17 protein-coding genes and 2 tRNA genes are annotated in these 20,117 nt (G+C 65.3%); 7 read left to right on the forward strand and 12 right to left on the reverse strand.

Annotated elements, in window-relative coordinates; translation table 11 throughout:
* Positions 1 to 35 precede the first annotated feature (35 nt).
* Positions 36 to 2,657 (forward strand): valine--tRNA ligase, encoded by a 2,622-nt coding sequence (gene valS / locus Q9R30_RS02000; RefSeq protein WP_311216619.1) that lies wholly within the window; start codon positions 36 to 38, stop codon positions 2,655 to 2,657.
* Between the two features lie 346 nt (positions 2,658 to 3,003).
* Here valS and Q9R30_RS02005 read toward each other — a convergent pair whose 3' ends face one another.
* From Q9R30_RS02005 to Q9R30_RS02030, 6 genes are all read right to left on the reverse strand, one after another.
* Entirely contained in the window at positions 3,004 to 3,618 is a 615-nt protein-coding gene (locus Q9R30_RS02005; protein WP_311216620.1) for a DsbA family protein, read from the reverse strand.
* A gap of 83 nt (positions 3,619 to 3,701) precedes the next feature.
* A complete protein-coding gene (gene clpX / locus Q9R30_RS02010; protein ID WP_104998222.1) occupies positions 3,702 to 4,982 on the reverse strand; it encodes an ATP-dependent Clp protease ATP-binding subunit ClpX in 1,281 nt (426 codons plus the stop codon).
* Positions 4,983 to 5,157: 175 nt separating this feature from the next.
* Positions 5,158 to 5,817: an ATP-dependent Clp protease proteolytic subunit gene (locus tag Q9R30_RS02015; RefSeq protein WP_104998223.1), complete on the reverse strand. Its 660-nt coding sequence runs from the start codon at positions 5,815 to 5,817 to the stop codon at positions 5,158 to 5,160.
* Between the two features lie 36 nt (positions 5,818 to 5,853).
* Positions 5,854 to 6,477 (reverse strand): ATP-dependent Clp protease proteolytic subunit, encoded by a 624-nt coding sequence (locus Q9R30_RS02020; RefSeq protein ID WP_104998224.1) that lies wholly within the window; start codon positions 6,475 to 6,477, stop codon positions 5,854 to 5,856.
* A 232-nt stretch (positions 6,478 to 6,709) separates the two neighbouring features.
* Positions 6,710 to 8,095 carry a trigger factor gene (gene tig / locus Q9R30_RS02025; protein WP_104998225.1) on the reverse strand — a complete coding sequence of 462 codons (1,386 nt, stop codon included), beginning with the start codon at positions 8,093 to 8,095 and terminating at the stop codon, positions 6,710 to 6,712.
* An 81-nt stretch (positions 8,096 to 8,176) separates the two neighbouring features.
* Positions 8,177 to 8,251, reverse strand: a tRNA-Pro gene (locus Q9R30_RS02030).
* A 141-nt stretch (positions 8,252 to 8,392) separates the two neighbouring features.
* Here Q9R30_RS02030 and Q9R30_RS02035 point away from each other — a divergent pair.
* Positions 8,393 to 8,466, forward strand: a tRNA-Gly gene (locus Q9R30_RS02035).
* A gap of 51 nt (positions 8,467 to 8,517) precedes the next feature.
* Here the strand turns inward: Q9R30_RS02035 and Q9R30_RS02040 are convergent.
* The 3 genes from Q9R30_RS02040 to Q9R30_RS02050 form a co-directional block, all read right to left on the reverse strand.
* A complete protein-coding gene (locus Q9R30_RS02040; protein WP_104998226.1) occupies positions 8,518 to 9,465 on the reverse strand; it encodes an Fpg/Nei family DNA glycosylase in 948 nt (315 codons plus the stop codon).
* Positions 9,465 to 9,959: a ribose-5-phosphate isomerase gene (locus Q9R30_RS02045; protein ID WP_104998227.1), complete on the reverse strand. Its 495-nt coding sequence runs from the start codon at positions 9,957 to 9,959 to the stop codon at positions 9,465 to 9,467. The genes Q9R30_RS02040 and Q9R30_RS02045 overlap by 1 nt, the downstream gene beginning before the upstream one ends.
* Before the next feature lie 81 nt (positions 9,960 to 10,040).
* Positions 10,041 to 11,060 (reverse strand): hypothetical protein, encoded by a 1,020-nt coding sequence (locus tag Q9R30_RS02050; protein WP_311216621.1) that lies wholly within the window; start codon positions 11,058 to 11,060, stop codon positions 10,041 to 10,043.
* A gap of 164 nt (positions 11,061 to 11,224) precedes the next feature.
* On the opposite strand from Q9R30_RS02050, the gene pepN reads away from it, so the two are divergent.
* Entirely contained in the window at positions 11,225 to 13,804 is a 2,580-nt protein-coding gene (pepN, locus tag Q9R30_RS02055) for an aminopeptidase N (protein ID WP_311216622.1), read from the forward strand.
* Entirely contained in the window at positions 13,801 to 14,274 is a 474-nt protein-coding gene (locus tag Q9R30_RS02060) for an OsmC family protein (protein ID WP_311216623.1), read from the forward strand. Before pepN ends, Q9R30_RS02060 begins: the two co-directional genes overlap by 4 nt.
* Positions 14,275 to 14,352: 78 nt before the next feature.
* On the opposite strand, the gene Q9R30_RS02065 is transcribed toward Q9R30_RS02060, so the two are convergent.
* Entirely contained in the window at positions 14,353 to 15,333 is a 981-nt protein-coding gene (locus Q9R30_RS02065) for an NAD-dependent epimerase/dehydratase family protein (RefSeq protein ID WP_311216624.1), read from the reverse strand.
* Positions 15,334 to 15,450: 117 nt separating this feature from the next.
* Between Q9R30_RS02065 and Q9R30_RS02070 the strand changes: the two genes are divergently transcribed.
* The gene (locus Q9R30_RS02070; protein ID WP_104998232.1) at positions 15,451 to 16,134 is read left to right on the forward strand and encodes a mechanosensitive ion channel family protein; all 684 of its coding nucleotides are present in this window, start codon (positions 15,451 to 15,453) and stop codon (positions 16,132 to 16,134) included.
* 2 nt (positions 16,135 to 16,136) lie between these two features.
* Positions 16,137 to 16,580 carry a globin gene (locus tag Q9R30_RS02075; RefSeq protein WP_104998233.1) on the forward strand — a complete coding sequence of 148 codons (444 nt, stop codon included), beginning with the start codon at positions 16,137 to 16,139 and terminating at the stop codon, positions 16,578 to 16,580.
* Between the two features lie 17 nt (positions 16,581 to 16,597).
* Here Q9R30_RS02075 and Q9R30_RS02080 read toward each other — a convergent pair whose 3' ends face one another.
* The gene (locus Q9R30_RS02080; RefSeq protein WP_104998234.1) at positions 16,598 to 17,257 is read right to left on the reverse strand and encodes a hypothetical protein; all 660 of its coding nucleotides are present in this window, start codon (positions 17,255 to 17,257) and stop codon (positions 16,598 to 16,600) included.
* A 63-nt stretch (positions 17,258 to 17,320) separates the two neighbouring features.
* Between Q9R30_RS02080 and Q9R30_RS02085 the strand changes: the two genes are divergently transcribed.
* Entirely contained in the window at positions 17,321 to 18,301 is a 981-nt protein-coding gene (locus Q9R30_RS02085) for an acyl-CoA thioesterase II (protein ID WP_104998235.1), read from the forward strand.
* 86 nt (positions 18,302 to 18,387) lie between these two features.
* Here the strand turns inward: Q9R30_RS02085 and ettA are convergent, their stop codons facing one another.
* A complete protein-coding gene (gene ettA / locus Q9R30_RS02090) occupies positions 18,388 to 20,070 on the reverse strand; it encodes an energy-dependent translational throttle protein EttA (protein ID WP_104998236.1) in 1,683 nt (560 codons plus the stop codon).
* Between the last annotated feature and the right edge of the window lie 47 nt (positions 20,071 to 20,117).

Raw genomic sequence — 20,117 nt, forward strand, 5'->3', positions numbered from 1 at the left:
CGGGCGGACGGGGCGGGACATGAAACAATTGGCAGATGGCTGAAGACAAACAGGGTACAGACACGCCCACCACCGCCCCCATCAACGTTCCGGACAAGCCGGCCCTCGAGGGCCTCGAGGCTGCCCTTACGCAGCGCTGGCTAGCCGAGGGAACCTACAAGTTCAACCGGGAGACAACCCGGGACCAGGTCTACTCGATCGACACTCCCCCGCCCACCGCTTCCGGTTCACTGCACGTGGGGCACATGTTCTCCTACACTCAGACTGACGTGCTGGCGCGCTACCAGCGCATGACCGGCAAAAACGTCTTTTACCCCATGGGCTGGGACGACAACGGCCTGCCCACCGAACGCCGTGTCCAGAACTTCTACGGCGTCCGCTGCGACCCCTCCATCCCGTACAACCCTGGCTACCGGCCGCCGGCGCAACCTGCGAAGAACCAGCGGGACTTCGACGTCGTCTCCCGCCGCAACTTCATCGAGCTCTGCGAGGAGCTGGCGGTTGAGGACGAGAAGGTCTTCGAAAACCTCTTCCAGACACTGGGCCTGTCCGTGGACTGGGATCTGACATACCGCACCATCGACGACAACTCGCGGGCAGTCTCGCAGCGCGCGTTCCTGGCCAACCTGGCGGCGGGCGACGCCTACATGGCCGAGGCGCCCACCCTCTGGGACGTAACGTTCCGTACAGCCGTGGCCCAGGCCGAACTTGAGGACCGCGAGGTCCCCGGCGCCTACTACCGCTACCCGTTCTTCACCGAGGACGGACAGAAGATCCATATCGAGACCACCCGTCCCGAACTGCTGGCAGCCTGCGCCGCGCTGGTGGCGAATCCCGACGACGAACGGTACCAGCCGCTGTTCGGCAAGAAGGTCACGTCACCCGTCTTCGGCGTCGAGGTTGAGGTGAAGGCGCACCCGCTCGCCAAGGCGGACAAGGGCTCCGGCATTGCCATGGTGTGTACGTTCGGTGACCTGACCGACGTCACCTGGTGGCGCGAACTTCAGCTGCCCACCCGCGCCATCGTTGGCCGGGACGGCCGGATCATCAGCGAGGCTCCCGAGTGGATCACCACCGATGCCGGCCGTGAGGCCTTCGCCGCAATTGCCGGCAAGACGGTCTTCAGCGCCAAGGAAGAGGTGGTGAAGCTCCTCGCCGCGGCGGACCTGCTCGAGGGCGAGCCCAAGAAGATCATGCATCCCGTGAACTTCTACGAAAAAGGCGACAAGCCCCTGGAAGTGGTCACGTCCCGCCAGTGGTACATCCGCAACGGCGGCCGCGATGAGGACCGCCGGGAGCGGCTTATTGCCCGTGGCCAGGAGATCGACTTCCATCCTGCCTTCATGCGTTCCCGCTACGAGAACTGGATTTCAGGCCTGAACGGTGACTGGCTGGTTTCCCGCCAGCGCTTCTTCGGCGTGCCCATCCCCGTCTGGTACCCCCTGGACGCCGACGGCAACCCGGACTACGACTCCCCCATCGTGCCCTCCGACGAGCAGCTGCCCGTGGACCCGGCAGCGGACGCCGCCCCCGGCTTCACCGAAAGCCAGCGCGACGTTCCCGGCGGCTTCACCGGTGACGCGGACATCCTGGACACCTGGGCCACTTCCTCCCTGACTCCAAAGATCGTGGGCGGCTGGAAGCGCGACGAGGACCTCTTCGCCAAGGTCTTCCCGTTTGACGTCCGGCCCCAGGGCCACGACATCATCCGGACCTGGCTGTTCTCCTCTGTGGTGCGCGCGGACGCGTTGGAAAACAGCGCGCCGTGGAAGCACGCCGCCATCTCCGGTTGGATCCTGGACCCGGACCGGAAGAAGATGTCCAAGTCCAAGGGCAACGTGGTGGTGCCCACCGACGTGCTGGACGAATACGGCTCGGACGCTGTCCGGTACTGGGCCGCTTCTGCCAAGCTCGGCGCGGACACCGCCTACGAGATCGCCCAGATGAAGATCGGCCGCCGCCTGGCCATCAAGCTGCTCAATGCCTCCAAGTTCGTCCTGAACCTGGGCGCCACAGAGGACTCGGTGCTGTCGGCGGACCTTTCCGTCCTCACCAATCCGTTGGACCGTGCGGTCCTGGCGCAGCTCGCCGAGGTTGTGGCCCAGTCCACGAAGGCCTTCGAGAACTACGACTACGCACGGGCGCTGCAGATCACGGAGAGCTTCTTCTGGCAGTTCACCGACGACTACGTGGAGCTCATCAAGGACAGGGCTTACGGCGCAGCGGGCGCCGCGGAGCAGGCCTCGGTGCTGGCAGCGCTGGCCACCACGCTGGACGCCCTGCTGCGGCTCTTCGCGCCGTTCCTGCCGTTCGCCACCGAAGAGGTGTGGAGCTGGTGGCGCAAGGGCTCGGTCCACCGTGCCGCGTGGCCGGCCGCCCTGGCGGTGCCGGGTGGCGACACCACCATGCTCGCAACGGTTGGTGTTGCCCTCAGCGGTGTCCGGAAGGCCAAATCCGAGGCGAAGGTGAAGCAGCGCACAGAGGTCCTGACTGCCACCATCACGGCTCCGGCTGGACTCGCCGGGCAACTGAATGCCGGCCTGGCCGACCTGAAGGCCGCCTCCAATGCCCGCGAAATTTCAATAGTGGTGGGCGAGGGCGAACTGAGCGTCACCGATGTAGAGCTGGCCCCCACTGAGGAGCCCGCGAAAGCATAGCTACCGTGGCCCTGTTTTTGGGCAAAGGGGAAGCCCCATCAGCGTTTTGCCGTTGGTGGGGCTTCGACTTTTCGGCCATCCGGTGACGTCTTGATGGTCTGGCAGAATCCGCTGATCTTCAGGTCTTCCTACGTTCGTCACTAGTAGCTTGCATCCTGACTTTGCCGATGGCTGCGTCGAATGCATATCACTGAATCTTTGGTTTCTGCGTCCCGCTTCTTTCGAAGTGGGTAAGAACTATTGTTGTCCCGGCCACCGCTATGCGCAAGAGCCCCCGCAGAACTACAACCGAGTAGTTCTGCGGGGGCTCTTGCCGCTCCCTCCGGGGTTTCCGGAAGGGCCGTGCCTAGTTGAATTCGGGGCGTTCGGTCCTGCTCCGCTTCAGTTCGAAGAAGTGCGGGTAGGAAGCAATCACAGTGGTGGCGTCCCACAGCTTGCCGGCTTCCTCGCCCCGCGGGATCCGGGTGAGCACGGGACCGAAAAAAGCCGTCCCGTTGAAGGCCACCACGGGCGTTCCAACGTCCTGGCCCACCAGCGAGATGCCTTCCCCGTGGCTGGCCCGGAGCTGGCGGTCGTAGGCGTCCGTGGTCGCGGCGCCGGCCAGTGTTGCGGGAAGGCCGCACTCCGCAAGCGCTTTGCGGATCACAGTGTCGCGGTCCTTTTCGCCCTGTTCATGGATCAACGTGCCCATGGCGTCGTAGAGTGCCTTGACCGTGTCCTTGCCGTGTTCCTCCTGGGCAGCGATGATGACGCGGACTATGCCCCAGGCGTTATCCATGGATTCGCGGTAGGAAGGTTCAAGGTCGCGGCCTTCGTTGAGGACGGCCAGGCTCATGACGTGCCACTCTGTCGCAATGTCGCGGACGGCCTCCACTTCACCGATCCAACGCGAGGTGATCCACGCGAACGGGCACAGCGGATCGAACCAGAAGTCGGCCTTGTTCTTAGCAGGCTCAGTCATGGGGAATTCCTTCGCTGGTTGCGGTGGCGCGGGGCAGCCACGGCGTTTACGGGGTACTGCTGGTAACCAGGCCCGGCCGGGAGTCAGGCAGACTTACGGCGCTTGGCGACGTGGGGAATGATGGTTGGCTCGACGCCCTTCAGCACAACGTCCTCGGTGATGACCACGCTGGCAACGTCTTCGCGGCTGGGGAGGTCGAACATCACGGGAAGCAGCACTTCCTCCATGATGGCCCGCAGTCCGCGGGCACCGGTGCCGCGTTCCAGGGCCTGCTCGGCGATCGCGTTGAGGGCGGTTTCATCGAAAACCAGCTCCACGCCGTCGATCTGGAACATTTTCTGGTACTGCTTCACCAGGGCGTTCTTAGGGGTGGACAGGATCTGGATCAGGGCGTCGCGGTCCAGGTTGGAGACGGTGGTGATCACCGGGAGGCGGCCGATGAACTCGGGGATCAGGCCGAATTTCAGCAGGTCCTCGGGCATCACTTCACCGTAGGAATCCACCTTCTTGCTGGCATCATTGAGCGGCGCGCCAAAACCGATGCCCTTCCGGCCGGACCTTGAGCCAATGATGTCCTCCAGGCCGGCAAAAGCACCTGCCACGATGAAGAGGACATTGGTGGTGTCGATCTGGATGAATTCCTGGTGCGGGTGCTTCCGGCCGCCCTGCGGCGGGACGGACGCCACCGTGCCTTCCAGGATTTTCAGGAGCGCCTGCTGGACGCCTTCGCCGGAAACGTCGCGGGTGATGGAGGGGTTCTCGCTCTTGCGGGAAATTTTGTCGATCTCATCAATGTAGATGATGCCCTGCTCAGCCTTCTTGACGTCGTAGTCGGCGGCCTGGATGAGCTTGAGGAGGATGTTCTCCACGTCTTCGCCAACGTAGCCGGCCTCGGTCAGGGCCGTGGCATCGGCTACCGCAAAGGGCACGTTCAGGCGGCGGGCGAGGGTCTGGGCGAGGTAGGTCTTGCCACAGCCCGTGGGGCCGATCAGGAGGATGTTGGACTTGGCGATCTCGACGTCGTCGTGGTGGCCGCCGTCAGCGAGGCTCCCCGACTTGGGCGCATGGCCGGCCTGGATCCGCTTGTAATGGTTGTAGACAGCGACGGCGAGGGAACGCTTCGCCGGCTCCTGGCCGATGACGTATTCCTGCAGGAAATCGAAGATCTCACGGGGTTTGGGCAGTTCGAAGCTGCCCAGATCGGCGACTTCCGCCAGTTCCTCTTCGATAATCTCGTTGCAAAGCTCAATGCACTCATCGCAGATGTAGACACCGGGCCCGGCTATGAGCTTGCGCACCTGCTTCTGGCTCTTTCCGCAGAAAGAGCACTTCAGCAGATCCGTGCTCTCGCCAATCCGAGCCATATGTGAACCCCTTAGTATCTTGCTGCCTGGCAGCCTTGCACCGTTGCTGGAATCTCCACCAGCCTGCGTGGACCGGTTGTGACAACATCCACTCTAGGTCACATTCGCGTCCGAGGGTGGAAGGAAAAGGCCGGTGGTGCCAAATGATTGGCGCCACCGGCGCTTTGCTTTCCCGCTACCTTGTGATTGCCTGCGGTTTGATCTTGCGTGAGTCCAGGACCTGGTCGATCAGGCCGTACGCCTGTGCTTCTTCGGCGGTCAGGATCTTGTCGCGCTCGATGTCGTTGTTGACCTGCTCCGAGGTCCGTCCCGAATGGTGGGCCAGGGTGTCCTCGAGCCAGGAGCGCATGCGCATGACTTCGGCTGCCTGGATCTCCAGGTCTGAAGCCTGTCCGCCCTGGCCGCCGGACAGTGCCGGCTGGTGGATCAGGACCCGGGCGTTGGGCAGGGCAAGGCGCTTGCCGGGAGTACCCGCCGCCAGCAGGACCGCCGCGGCGCTTGCAGCCTGGCCCAGGCACACCGTCTGGATCTCCGGACGGATGTACTGCATGGTGTCATAGATCGCCGTCATGGCCGTGAACGAACCGCCGGGCGAGTTGATGTACAGGGTGATGTCGCGGTCCGGGTCGGTGGATTCAAGGACCAGCAGCTGTGCCATGACGTCATCGGCAGAGGCGTCATCCACCTGGACGCCGAGGAAGATGATGCGGTCCTCGAAGAGCTTGGTGTAGGGGTCCTGGCGCTTGAAGCCGTACGGCGTGCGCTCTTCGAACTGGGGCAGGACGTAGCGGCTGGTCGGGAGGTTACCGGCAGTCGATCCGAAGTTGTAGGTCATTTTTGGTGCTCCTGATCTAGTGTTCTAAATGCCGGGTTACTTCTCGGATGCCGGTTCGCCGGACGAACCATTTGCGGTTCCGCCACCGCCGGAAACGGAACCGGCGTGGGCCGCAATCTTGTCGAAGAAGCCGTATTCCAGGGCCTCGGTGGCTGTGAACCACTTGTCACGGTCGTTGTCCTTGAGGATGGTTTCAACGGTCTGCCCGGTCTGCTCGGCAGTCAGCTCGGCCATGACCTTCTTCATGTGCAGGATGAGCTCGGCCTGGATCTTGATGTCCGAAGCCGTGCCGCCGATGCCGCCCGACGGCTGGTGCATCAGGACGCGGGCGTTCGGAGTGGCGTACCGCTTGCCCTTGGTGCCGGAGGACAACAGGAACTGTCCCATCGAGGCGGCCAGGCCGGTGGCTACCGTGACGACGTCGTTGGGGATGAACTGCATGGTGTCGTAGATGGCCATGCCTGCCGTCACCGAGCCGCCCGGGGAGTTGATGTAGAGGTAGATGTCCTTGTCCGGGTTCTCGGCGGACAGGAGCAGCAGCTGCGAGCAGATGGCATTGGCGTTGTCGTCACGCACCTCTGAGCCCAGCCAGATGATCCGCTCTTTCAGGAGCCGGTTGTAGATGTAGTTGTCCTGGGCTGCGGGATCGACAGTCGCCATCCGGGGGGACTCAGGGTGCTGTGACATGTGTACTTACCTCTCGCTGGTGACGGTGACATCACTGAAAATCACTACTTGGACACTAACCGGTTTCAGGGCTGTTTTGTTCGCGCATCCGCGGCTGTTCGCTGACGGCGCACGATCGGCGGGGCCTGTTCGGAGCATCAGGATCCAAGGCAAACGGCCCCCGGATCCAATGATCCGGGGGCCGTTCACACAGTGGCTCTCAGGCCTAGGCCTTGGCCTCTGCCTTGTCTTCCTCAGCGGCTGCCTCTACGGCCTCAGCCTCCGCCTCGGCAGCTTCGGCTGCGGGAGCTTCCTCTTCGCCGCCGGGACGGACGAAGTCGCTCAGGTCCACGGCCTTGCCCTCGGTGTCGGTGACCTCAGCCTGGCCCAGCACGACGGCCAGGGCCTTGCGGCGGCGGACCTCGGAAACCATCATGGGAACCTGGCCGCTCTGGTCGATGATCTGGGCGAACTGGTTCGGGTCCATGCCGTACTGGCTGGCGGTGGTGACGATGTAGTCGATCAGCTCGTTCTGGCTGACATTGACTTCTTCCTTCTCGGCAATGGCGTCGAGGATGATTTCGTTCTGGAAGGCGCGGGCCGTGTTGGCGCGGACCTCTTCGCGGTGCTCCTCGGTGTCGTGCTCGCCTTCACCGTGTCCGCTGCCCTCCTTGAAGTGGGCTTCGAGCTGCTCTTCAACGACGGAGTCCGGAACGGGGACCTCAACGAGCTCAACGAGCTTGTCCAGGACCTTGTCGCGGGCCTCGACGCCCTGCTCCACAACCTTGGAGTCCGCGGCCTGCTTGGCCAGGTCTTCGCGCAGTTCGGCGAGGGTGTCGAACTCGGAAGCGAGCTGGGCGAAGTCGTCGTTTGCCTCGGGGAGTTCGCGCTCCTTGACGGCTTTGACGACGACCTTGACCTGGGCGGCTTCGCCGGCGTGGTCGCCGCCCACCAGGGTGGTGTCGAAGATGGCGTCCTCATCAGCGCTGAGCCCGGTGACGGCTTCGTCGAGCCCGTCGAGCATGGTGCCGGCACCCACCTGGTAGGACAGGCCGGAAGCGGAATCAACCTCTTCGCCGTCGATGCTGGCAGTGATGTCGATGGTGAGGAAATCGCCGTCCGCGGCGGGGCGGTCCACGGACTTGAGCGTGCCGAAGCGGCCGCGCAGTTCGTCGAGGGCCTTGTCCACGTCCTCGTCGGAGGAGGTGGCCGCCGCAACCTCAACCTTGATTCCGGCGTAGTCCGGGAGTTCGATTTCGGGGCGGACGTCCACCTCGGCAGCGAACTTCAGTCCGCCGTCCGTTGCGGTGGGGTCCGGGACCTCGGTGATCTCAACCTCGGGGCGGCTCAGGGGGCGGATGCCGGATTCCTGCACAGCGGCCTGGTACCAGCCGTTGAGGCCTTCGTTGATGGCGGTCTCCAGGACGTAGCCGCGGCCGACGCGCTGGTCGATGAGCTTGGCGGGGACTTTGCCCTTACGGAAGCCCGGGACCTGGATCTGCGAAGCAACGGTCTTGTAGGCCGAGTCGATGCTGGGCTTCAGTTCCTCAAAGGGGACCTCAACATTGAGCTTGACCCGCGTAGGGGTGAGGTTCTCGACAGCGCTCTTCACGGTCTAAGTACTCCTGGGATTGTGGGATGGGTTTCTGCAAACGCAATGTTTTGTCCAGGCCGAGTGGTCCGGGCCGCAGAGTCGGGGTGACAGGATTTGAACCTGCGACTTCCTGCTCCCAAAGCAGGCGCTCTAGCCAAGCTGAGCTACACCCCGTTAGTGCACAGGCAAGTCTACGGTGATCCGCGCCCTGTTTGCACATTTGACACGTAGCCCATGGATTAGGTTTAGTTGTATCCGGCTTGAACAGCCAGCCCGGAGTTGCAGGCCTGCTAATATTGCAGATGCAGTTCTTCCGGGGACGTAGCTTAATGGTAAAGCCTCAGTCTTCCAAACTGATTACGCGGGTTCGATTCCCGTCGTCCCCTCCATAAACAAAGGCCCCTCGTCAGAGGGGCCTTTGTTGTTCTGTGCCCGTTGTCCTAGGACTGCTGGCAGTACGGGCACCAGTAGAGTTTGCGGCCCGCCATCTCGGCAAGCAGCACCGTGGTGCCGCAGACCCGGCACGGCATCCCGTCCCGCTTGTAGACGTAATGGGCGTTGTCGCGTGCGGGGAAAGTCCCGCTTTTCACAGCGGCCGCGGCTGGTTTACCGCTGCCGGACCAGTACCTGGGCGTCGTGGTGATGATGCGGCCGTCGGCAACGCCGTCGTTCATGACCGTCACGACGTCGCGCCACAGCCTGCGTGCCTCGGCGTCGGGCAGTGCGGTTCCCGGCAGCCAGGGATCGATACGCCGGCGGAAAAGGACCTCGGCGCGGTAGACGTTGCCAACCCCGGCGATGATCTTTTGGTCCATCAGGAGCGCAGCCACCGGGGTTTTCCGGCCCTGTACATTGGCCGCAAACCGTCCGGCGTCGCCCCGCAGGTTCCGCAGCGGGTCCGGCCCCAGCCGGGCGAGGACGGCGTCAGCCTCGGCCGCGGTAATTGCCTCGCAGGTGGTGGCACCCCTTAGGTCAGCCCATCCGTTGCTGCTGGCCAGCCTGACCCGCACGGCGCCCACGGGGTCCGGCGGACCGGCATAGGCGCTGTCCCCGTTGTTACCGCCGCCGTCGCCGTCGTTCGCGTCCGGGAACGTCTCCCGCTCCCCCACCCGGCGCGGGGCACCGATGCTGGAGGAGCCGGCGAACGTGCTGTCGCCGCCGAAACTCCAGGCGCCGTACAGGCCCAGGTGCACATGCAGCACCAGGGTGTTGTCAAAGTGCAGGAACAGGTGCTTGCCGTGCGCCTCGGCCGCGAGCAGGGTGTGCCCGTCCAGGAGCGCGGCGCCTCCGCTGAACCGGCCCTGTGGGCTGGACACAGTGAGCCGCTGGCCGCCGAATACGTCCCCGAACTGCCGCGCCAGGCGGCGGACGGAATGCCCTTCGGGCACTACTCGATGACCTCGCCGGTTGCTTCGTAGGCGGCGATCTTGCCGATGCGGCGGACGTGGCGCTCGTCATTGCTGAAGGGCTCGGTCAGGAAGGCCTCGACCAGCCGGGTCGCTTCCTCCACCGTGTGCTGGCGGCCGCCGACAGCAACAACATTGGCGTCATTGTGCTCGCGGGCGAGTGTGGCGGTCGAGTGGTTCCAGGCAAGGGCGGCCCTGACGCCCTTGACCTTGTTGGCGGCGATCTGCTCCCCGTTGCCTGAGCCGCCCAGCACGATGCCCAGGGCGTGGATGCCTGCCTGCTGGTCGGCAACCACGGCAAGGGCGGCATTGATGCAGAAAGAAGGGTAATCGTCCTGGGCGTCGTAGGTCTTGGGACCGTGGTCCACCACCTCGTAGCCCTTGGCTGTCAGGTGGGACACCAGGTGGGCGCTCAGTTCCATGCCCGCATGGTCGGTGGCGATGTGGACCCGGGGGAAGGCAGGGGATGATGTCACGAGCAGAATCCGTTCGGTTGAGGGCGCCGGCAGCCGGCCGGGACGGCGCAGGCCAGGGTCAGGACAACAGGGTCAAGAATACTAGGACTCCGGCTGGCCGGGCGTCGGCGCGGCCCCGCCGCCGGGCCGGGCCCTTTCAGCAACCCGCGTCAGTACCTCGGCCAGCCTCGCCGCCGAGGCAGGACTGCCCCCGCTCACCGCGAGGCGCTGGCCGTCGGTTTTGCTGACGACGACGGCGGGACCGCTGCTGACGAGCATGGCGGCAGTACCGCCGTGGTGCCGGTAGCCCCACCCGCCATAGTCTGCGGCCTTCACCTCGGCGGCGATGGCCACTGAAATGGCTCCGGCCGGGACGTTCATGACCGGCACGATGCCGGCCAGCAGGACTTTGAGGCCGCGGCGGTCGGCTTTGATGCGCGCGAACAGGAACGCCGCGCCCACCACGGCGAGGAGCACGAGGAGCGCACCGAGCCAAGGCACTGCAACGGCGATGAGGGCAGCCGGAAACAGCGATGCGATGGCGATCATGACGAACACCGAACTGCGGGCATGGACCCAGAGCCGGATGTCGTCCCGCGTCAGGTCGGGGTCCGCCTCCCTCGCGATGGCCAGCTGGAGGGCCCGGTCGTCATCCGGTGACCACTGCTGGTCAGCTTTGAAGGCAAAGGCCACGATCACGCCGAGCGACAGGGCCGCCCCGCTTCCGAGTGCCAGGACGGTCATGTCCACATGGGATTCACGGGCGTCCGCAAGCCCTGCCTGTCCCACAATCCCGGCAGCGAGGGCGCTGGTGACGAGGAGCGTGAAGAACAGCCCGGCGCCCATCATGATCCGGCGCATCAGCACGGGCCTGTTGATGGGCACGGCCTGGAAGAGGACCAGCCAGCCGCCGGCCAGGATCATCAAGGCTCCTGCCGTGACGTAGGCGCCGAAGGGCGCGAAGGAGGCCCCGCCGTCGTCCGTCCATCGGATGGCGAGCGGCTCCGGAAGGTCCGGCCGGAGCAGGAAGGCGCACACCACGAAGGCCGCCGCTACCAGCACCGGGAACCCCACCACAAACCGAAGGGCTTTCGTGTCCACCGACTCCATGAACTTTCCCATGAATTAACGCTACTCCCACCGCCCGCCGGCGGCTTCCCGCCTCCCGCAGCGGCACCTGCGTGCCGGGCTACTGGCCACGGCCGGGGGATGCAAGAATGATCAATGCCGCCGCTGGGCACGCCAGCAGGCGGCGCAACCTTTCTGGAGGCCCCACTTTGCCAGGTATGAATCTGACGCGAGCTGAAGCCAGCGAACGTGCCGCCCTGATCGCCGTTGACTCGTATGACGTCAGCCTGGACCTGACCCGGGGCGGAGAGGTCTTTGGCAGCACCACCACGGTGAAGTTCAGCGCCACGCCGGGGTCCTCAACGTTCATCGACGCAGTCACTCGCGCGGTGCACAGCGTCACCCTGAACGGCAGGAGCCTTGATCCGGCCACGGTGGCGGACGGCGTCAGGATCCAGCTCCCGGAGCTCGGGGAACACAACGAACTTACGGTGGTGGCCGACGCGCCATACATGAACACCGGCGAGGGACTCCACCGCTTCGTGGACCCGGTGGACAACGAGGTCTACCTCTACACGCAGTTCGAGGTCCCTGATGCGCGGAGGATGTTTGCCGTCTTCGAGCAGCCGGACCTGAAGGCAACCTTCACGTTCACCGTCACCGCCCCCTCCCACTGGGACGTCATCTCGAACTCGCCCACGCCGGCGCCCGTGGAAGCCGCGGCAGGGGACGACGGCGCTGCCCGCTCTGTGTGGGCCTTCTCCCCCACTCCCCGGCTCTCCTCCTACGTCACGGCCCTGATCGCAGGCCCCTACCAGTCGGTGCGCAGCGAGGTGGCCAGCTCGGACGGCCGCGTCATCCCGCTCGGCGTCTTCGCCCGGAAGTCGCTGATGCAGTACCTGGACGCTGACAACATCTTCGAACTCACCCGGCAGGGCTTTGAATTCTTCGAGTCGCAGTTCGGCTGCCCCTACCCGTTCGAGAAGTACGACCAGCTCTTTGTGCCCGAGTTCAACGCCGGCGCCATGGAAAACGCCGGCGCGGTGACCATCCTGGAGGGCTACGTCTTCCGGAGCAAGGTCACCGACGCGCAGGTGGAGCGCCGGGCCATCACCGTCCTCCACGAACTTGCACATATGTGGTTCGGCGACCTGGTAACCATGCGCTGGTGGAACGACCTGTGGCTCAACGAGTCCTTCGCCGAGTACATGTCCCACCTCGCAGCCGTCGAGGCGACGGAGTTCACCAGCGCCTGGACCACGTTCGCGTCCGTTGAGAAGTCCTGGGCCTACCGCCAGGACCAGCTGCCCACCACGCACCCCATCTTCGCCGAGATCAATGACCTGCAGGACGTGGAGGTCAACTTCGACGGCATCACCTACGCCAAGGGCGCGTCGGTGCTCCGCCAGCTGGTGGCGTGGGTGGGCCCGGACCAGTTCATGGCCGGTGTGCGCGAGTACTTCGCCAAGCATTCATGGCAGAACACCGAACTGGGCGACCTGCTGCTGGAGCTGGAGAAAGCCAGCGGCCGCGACCTGGACGGTTGGGGACGTCAGTGGTTGGAGACCGCCGGCGTCAATACCCTGAAGCCGGAGCTTGAGGTGGACGGCGAGGGCAGGCTCACGTCCTTCGCCATCGTCCAGTCCGCCGTGGACGAGTGGCCCACCATCCGCCCGCACCGGCTGGCCGTGGGGTTCTACAACCTCAACGGCGCCGGCAAGCTTGAGCGGGTGCACCGCGAGGAACTGGATGTCGACGGCGGACGCACGGAGGTTCCGTCGCTGGTGGGGCTGGCCCGGCCGGACCTGGTCCTGGTCAATGACGACGACCTCGCCTACGCCAAGGTGCGGCTGGACGAAAAGTCGCTCGCGACGGCGACCGCCCACCTGAAGGACTTCAGCCACAGCCTGCCACGGACGCTCGTGTGGAACTCCGCGTGGGACGCTGCCCGCGACGGCGAAACCCCGGCACGGCGGTACGTGGAGCTGGTCCTGGCCAACGTGGCCGCCGAATCCGATTCCTCGGTGATCCTGGTCCAGCTCCGCCAGCTTGCCACCACCCTGAACTTCTACGTGGCCGAGGAACACCGCGAGCGGACGGCGGTGGCTGCGGCGGACCGGCTGTGGGAACTGGCGTCCCAGGTGCCGGGCGGGTCGGACGCGCAGCTGCAGTTCGTGAAGTCGTTTGCGCTGCTGGCGGGCAGCGACGCCCAGCTGGACAAGGTGGCGGGACTCCTGGACGGCGCCCTGGTCCTGGACGGGCTGACTGTTGACCAGGACCTGCGCTGGGAGCTGGTCACGTCACTTGTGGTGGGCGGACGCCTCGGCCAGGACGGAATCGACGCGGAACTTGCGCGGGACAACACCTCCAGCGGCCAGAATGCCGCTGCCCTTGCAAAGGCCGCCATCCCCACGCCGGAGGCGAAGGCAGCCGCCTGGGAATCCATTGTGGTCAAGGGCGAGCTCTCCAATGCACTGCAGGGCTCAGCGGTCACCGGCTTCATGCGCGTGCTGGACCGGTCCCTGCTGGAGCCCTACGCCGAAAAGTACTTCGAGGCAGTGCCGGGAATCGTCGAAACCCGCACCCACGCACTGGCCCAGCAGATCGTCGTCGGACTCTATCCTGCGCTGCTGACCACCCAGGCAACCGTGGACCGGACCGACGGCTTCCTGGCGGCGCTTCCGCCCGCAAGCGCCGCTCTGCGGCGAATGATGCTGGAAAACCGCGATGGCGTCGCCCGGGCGCTGCGTGCTCGCGCTGCGGATGTCCTTCCCGGCGAAACGGTGCCTGCGTCATGAGCCTGCACGAGCACCGCTACGGGCTGACGGTCCAGTGGACGGGCAACTCGGGCAGCGGGACGGCGTCCTATCGCGGCTACTCGCGCGACCACGACATCCTTATTCCGGGGCTCCCTGTCCTCAAGGGCTCCGCGGACCCCGCCTTCCACGGAGACCGGGAACGGTACAACCCGGAGCAGCTGCTCCTGGCGGCCCTTGCCCAGTGCCATATGCTCTCTTTCCTGCACGTGGCCGTGAAGCATGGCGTGGTGGTCACGGCTTACCGGGACGAGGCTTTCGGGCTGATGAGGCTGAACCGGGACGGCAGCGGCCAGTTCGAGCGAGTGACGCTCCGGCCGCAGGTGACCGTGGCTGACGCTGCGCAGGTGGAGCTGGCCGGCCGGCTCCACCATGAGGCGAACCAGGTGTGCTTCATCGCCCGCAGCGTGAACTTCCCGGTGGAGCATGAACCGGTGACGCTAGCGCCCTGATGCCCAAGTAAGTAGCGCTAAGTGTCGTTTTGGAGCTCCAAAACGACACTTAGCGCTCCCTAGTTGGGGCAGCGGGACTCAGAGCTTCTTGGCGAGGCGCGCCTCGGTTCCGGGGGACAGTCCCGCCTTCCGCGGCCTGTCCAGCCCGAGCCGGCGTTCGTCCGCCAGGGTGTCCTGCAGGGTCTCCTGCCAAGGCCGCAGCTGAAGCCCGGCAGCGACCGCTGCCCGGTTGCTCCGCGCCATAAAGCCCTCATGCCCGGGCGGGAGCCAGAGCGGCAGGGAGTCCGGGCCTGCCCAGTAGTTGACGCCCTGGTTCGCAAGCCACTCTTCTTCCGCCGGAAGGACCTCGCCGTCGTGGCCGGCGGTTTCCCTGGCGGCGGCAAGATACGTCCCGAAGGTTACCTGCCCGCCCAGGGCGTTCAACGCTCCGGCGACACCCTTCCCGGCCGCCTTGAGGACCCAGGCAGCAAGGTCGCGGACGTCGATGACCTGGGTTGGATGATGACCGGCCGCGGGAACCACCACCGGATTCTTGTCCCTGGCGAAGCGGGCGGGCCAGTAGCCGTAGCGGTCCGAGCTGTCCCCCGGGCCGCCGATCAGGCCGGCACGGCACAAGTGGGCTTTCCCGCCTGCCGCTTCGAGGGTGGCGGCCTCGATGGCCGCCTTCGATTCGCCGTAATTCTCCGGAGTGGAGGGAATTCCCGGCGCCAGGGGCTGCAGGAGCGCGGCGTCCTCAGTTTCGTTCGCAAGCGAGGCGTCGGCGTAGACGGAGCAACTGGAAACGAACGTCCAGTGCGCTGCCCGGTGCGCGAGGGCGTCGAGGGCTTCGGTGGCGGGGACGGGGTCCCGGGCCACCTCAACCACCTCGTCCCACTCCCCCTTGGCGCCCGCGTAGGCGTTCGCGCCCAGTGAACGGTCCTCCCTCAGCCACGTGGTTCCCGCTGGCGGGGCCGCCGCGGAACCACGGGCAAGGCAGGTGACGTCGTGTCCCGCCGCCACCGCCTGGCGGGCAATTTCTGCGGACAGGAAGGCCGTTCCGCCGAGGACAAGAATGCGCATGTTCAGACGCTACGGCGATAGTGTTGAAGAAGAACAGAGCCTTCCGCGCCGGGCGTAACCGGCGCTGCGGCATCCCTTCCCGGCGCAGCCGAAGAACAGCAGGAGCACTTCCCCCTTATGGTCAGCACGTTGTCGATCCTTCCAAACTCCGCCAGCCAGCCGGACGGCATCAGCGTCACGGGCATCGTGATCAGCCTCGGCGTTGGCGTCGCCATCTGGCTGGTAGCCACGTTCGTGATTTCCCGGATCACCAGGCGCGTGGCGGCAGGCAGCAACTTCTTCAAGAAGCCAACCTTCAAATGGGCTGCCCCTGCCTTTAGGGCCCTGGACCATGAACGGCGCGTCCAGCGTGCGGAAACCATCGGCTCGCTGTTGAACAGCGTGGTCGGCGTGCTCGTGGTGATCATCACCGGCATGTACGTCCTGCAGAACCTGGACATTAACATCGCACCCCTGCTGACGAGCGTCGGCATCCTGGGTGTGGCCATCGGCTTCGGTGCCCAGCAGCTGATCCGCGACTTCCTGGCCGGGATCTTCATTACCATTGAAGACCAGTACGGAATCGGCGACGTGATCGAGACCAGCGAGGTTGTTGGCGTGGTGGAGTCAATGGGTTTGCGCATCACCCGCGTACGTTCGGACGACGGCGCTATCTGGTACCTGCGCAACGGCGAGATCCTGCGCGTCGGCAACCGTTCGCAAGGCAACTACGTGCCGCTGCACGAGTCGGAGGACGGCACCACGGACCAGGGCACGGATCAGGCCGAACCCAAGAAGACTGACCAGAAGGCCGGAGACTAGGAATGACAATCCCCATCGAACCCCAACGGCCGCAGCTGATGCAGAATGATCCGTTCAGCAAGCCCGGCTACACCGACAACTTCTACGATGCCGTGGGCGGGCATGAAACGTTCGTGAAGCTGATCGACGTCTTCTACGACGGAGTGGCAACCGATCCGCTCCTCCGCCCCATGTATCCCGAAGAGGACCTGGCGCCTGCGAAGCGCCGTTTCCTGATGTTCCTGGAACAGTACTGGGGCGGGCCCACCACCTATGGCGAGGAGCGCGGCCACCCCCGGCTCCGCATGCGGCACATGCCCTTCAAGGTGACGCCGGAGGCCAAGGACCGCTGGCTCTTCCACATGCGGAGGGCTGTGGACTCCCTGGAACTGCCGCCGCTCTACGAGGGAACGTTGTGGGACTACATGGAGCGGGCTGCGCTGTCCATGGTGAACAGCCCCGGCTGATGTTGCCCTAGCCGCCGTTAGAGCAGTGCGCTTCCGGTCCGCGCGAGCACGTGGCCGCGCGTGCCTGTAAGCCGGAACCAGCGCCCTGCCCGGTAGAGCTTCTGGTCGCCGTCGGCCAGGAATCCCAGGGCCAGGGCCGCGAAAGCGGCTCCGGCCGGCAGGCCCGATCCGTCCAGTTCCCTGCCCCACACGGCGGCACGGGCGTTGTTGACGATCAGCGCCCCCGGCTTGTCAGGCACGATTCCCGCCACTTCCGCAATACCTGCTTCGGCGGCTTTCCGCAGCGCTGCATCGCTCCGTGAACCCATCAGCTCCCACCCGCTCCGGGGGGCACCCACCCCCGTCCACGACTCGGTGACGGTGGACGGCGGAACCGGCAGCTCGACGTCGTCCGCCCCTGCCCGCGCGAGGCGGTCCAGGACGGCGGACAAAGACACTGTCACGTCCGTCGCCGAAGGTTCCGCGAGGGCCATGGTCCGCAGCCCCAAAATGGTGGGAGTCGATTCACCCAGGAGCCTCGGCCGCAGCACGCAGACGTACGCGGCGAGAACGGAACCCGCAGCCTGGAGCCTGATGGCGCCGTCGTCAATGGACTTTGCGCGCGTGGCGAAGGTCTTCAGGTCGGCGAGATCCTGGGGATCGGCGAAGCGGAAGGACGAGGTGAGGAGATCAGACACACCAAGAACACTACCCGGTGGTCCTTTGTTGAGCAGTGCCCGGGGGCCGTCTAGAGTCAAACCATGACTGAAGCCGACGCCGAAATCCTGGCGCTCCCCAGCGGGGACCCCACCTCATCGCTCATCTCCCTCCTTGACCTTGGTGAGCTGGAGGGTGCACGGACGGACGAAGACATCTTCCTGGGCCCGTCCCAGCAGCAGCCCCACCACAGGGTTTTCGGCGGCCAGGTGCTGGCACAGTCGCTCATCGCGTCCATCAGGACTGTGGACCCCGAACGTTTTGTCCATTCCATGCACGGCTACTTCCTGCGCCCGGGCGACGCGAACAAGCCCATCACCTTCGGCGTCCAGCGCCTGCGGGACGGCCGGTCCTTCTCCGCCCGGCGGGTCCATGCCTACCAGGAGGGTGTGCCCATCCTGTCGATGATCGCGTCCTTCCAGGGCGAGGACGAAGGAGTGGAGCACGAGTCCACGATGCCCGGCGGCATCCCGGACCCGGAGTCGCTGCCCAGCACGGCAGACCTGCTCGGCAAGTTCGACCATCCGGTAGCGCGGCACTGGGCCTACGAGCGCCCGTTCGACATCCGGCACGTCGATCCCCCCTTGTATGTGTCGGCGAAGGGCAAGAGGGAAGCACGGAATGCGGTGTGGATGAAGACCTTCGGGCCGATGCCGGACAACCCCAACCTGCACCGGGCAGCCCTGGCGTACGCCAGCGACTACACCCTCCTTGAGTCCATCCTGCGGCGCCACGGGCTGAGCTGGATCACGCCGGGAATGAACGTGGCAAGCCTGGACCATGCCATGTGGTGGCACCGGCCTGCCCGCGTGGACGAATGGCTCCTGTATGTCCAGGAGTCACCCAGCGCCCAGGGGGCCCGTGGACTCGCGACCGGCAAGATCTTTAACCAGGCCGGGCAGCACGTTGCCTCCGTCGCGCAGGAGGGAATGGTCCGCGTCCCCACCGACCTGAAGAACAAAGTGGTGGGCGCTTTCCAGTCGAAGCTGATGGAGCACCAGATCCGCAGGGCCGGACGGGACTAGCACCGCTCCCCGCCCGGACACCAAGGAGGCCGGCACCCTTGATGGGTGCCGGCCTCTGGTGTGGTTTGCCCTGGGGCGTTACGCGTTTAGTCGCGGGTGAGGCGGCGGTGCGTGACGCGGTGCGGCTTGGCGGCATCCGGGCCGAGGCGCTCCACCTTGTTCTCCTCGTAAGATTCGAAGTTGCCCTCGAACCAGTACCACTTGGAGGGGTTTTCCTCGTCGCCTTCGTAGGCCAGGATATGCGTGGCCACCCGGTCCAGGAACCAGCGGTCGTGGGAGACCACCACGGCGCAGCCCGGGAACTCAAGCAGTGCGTTTTCCAGGCTGCTGAGGGTTTCGACGTCGAGGTCGTTGGTGGGCTCATCGAGGAGCAGCAGGTTGCCGCCCTGCTTGAGGGTCAGCGCCAGGTTCAGCCGGTTGCGCTCACCGCCGGAAAGCACACCGGCCTTCTTCTGCTGGTCCGGGCCCTTGAAGCCGAAGGCAGCCACGTAGGCGCGGGACGGCATTTCGACGTGGCCCACCTGGATGAAGTCCAGGCCGTCAGAGACAACTTCCCACAGGGTCTTGTTGGGGTCGATGCCGCCGCGGCTCTGGTCCGCGTAGGAGATCTTGACGGAGTCGCCGATTTTCAGGTCACCGCCGTCGAGCGGTTCCAGCCCCACGATGGTCTTGAACAGCGTGGTCTTGCCGACGCCGTTGGGGCCGATGACGCCGACGATGCCGTTGCGGGGAAGGCTGAAGGACAGGCCGTCGATGAGGGTGCGGTCCTCGAAGCCCTTCTGGAGGTCCTTCGCTTCCAGCACCAGGCCGCCCAGGCGGGGTCCCGGCGGGATCTGGATCTCTTCGAAGTCCAGCTTGCGGGTGCGGTCCGCCTCTGCGGCCATCTCCTCGTAGCGGGCCAGGCGGGCCTTGGACTTGGTCTGGCGGCCCTTGGCGTTGGAGCGGACCCACTCGAGTTCCTCGCTGAGGCGCTTGGCCTGCTTGGCGTCCTTCTTGCCCTGGATCTCCAGGCGGGCGCGCTTCTTCTCCAGGTAAGTGGAGTAGTTGCCCTCATAGGGGTACAGGTGGCCGCGGTCCACTTCGGCGATCCATTCCGCGACGTGGTCCAGGAAGTACCGGTCGTGGGTTACGGCGAGGACGGCGCCCGCATAGCTGGACAGGTGCTGTTCGAGCCACAGCACGCTTTCGGCGTCCAGGTGGTTGGTGGGCTCGTCCAGGAGCAGCAGGTCCGGCTTCTGCAGCAGGAGTTTGCACAGGGCTACGCGGCGGCGCTCACCACCGGAGAGGTTGGTGACGTCGGCGTCCGCGGGCGGGCAGCGGAGGGCGTCCATGGCCTGCTCCAGCTGGGAGTCCAGGTCCCAGGCGTCCGCGGCATCGATGGCTTCCTGCAGGTGGCCCATTTCCTCGAGGAGGGTGTCGTAGTCAGCATCGGGGCTGGCCATTTCTTCGGAAATCTCGTTGAACCGCTGGATTTTTCCGTAGATCTCGCCCACACCTTCCTGGACGTTGCCCAGGACGGTCTTTTCCTCGTTGAGCGGGGGCTCCTGGAGCAGGATGCCCACGGTGTAGCCGGGGCTTAACCGGGCCTCACCGTTGGAGGGAGTATCCAGTCCGGCCATGATCTTGAGGATGGTGGACTTACCGGCACCGTTCGGGCCCACAACACCGATCTTGGCGCCGGGGAAGAAGGACATGCTTACGTCATCAAGAATGAGTTTTTCGCCAACGGCTTTGCGGGCCTTGGTCATTGTGTAGATAAATTCCGCCATGGTTCCAAATCTAGTGGGTGGGCAGGCATATCTCACATTCCGCGCAC

Origin of the sequence: Arthrobacter sp. AB6, from assembly GCF_031844545.1 — a bacterium.
GTDB lineage: Bacteria > Actinomycetota > Actinomycetes > Actinomycetales > Micrococcaceae > Arthrobacter.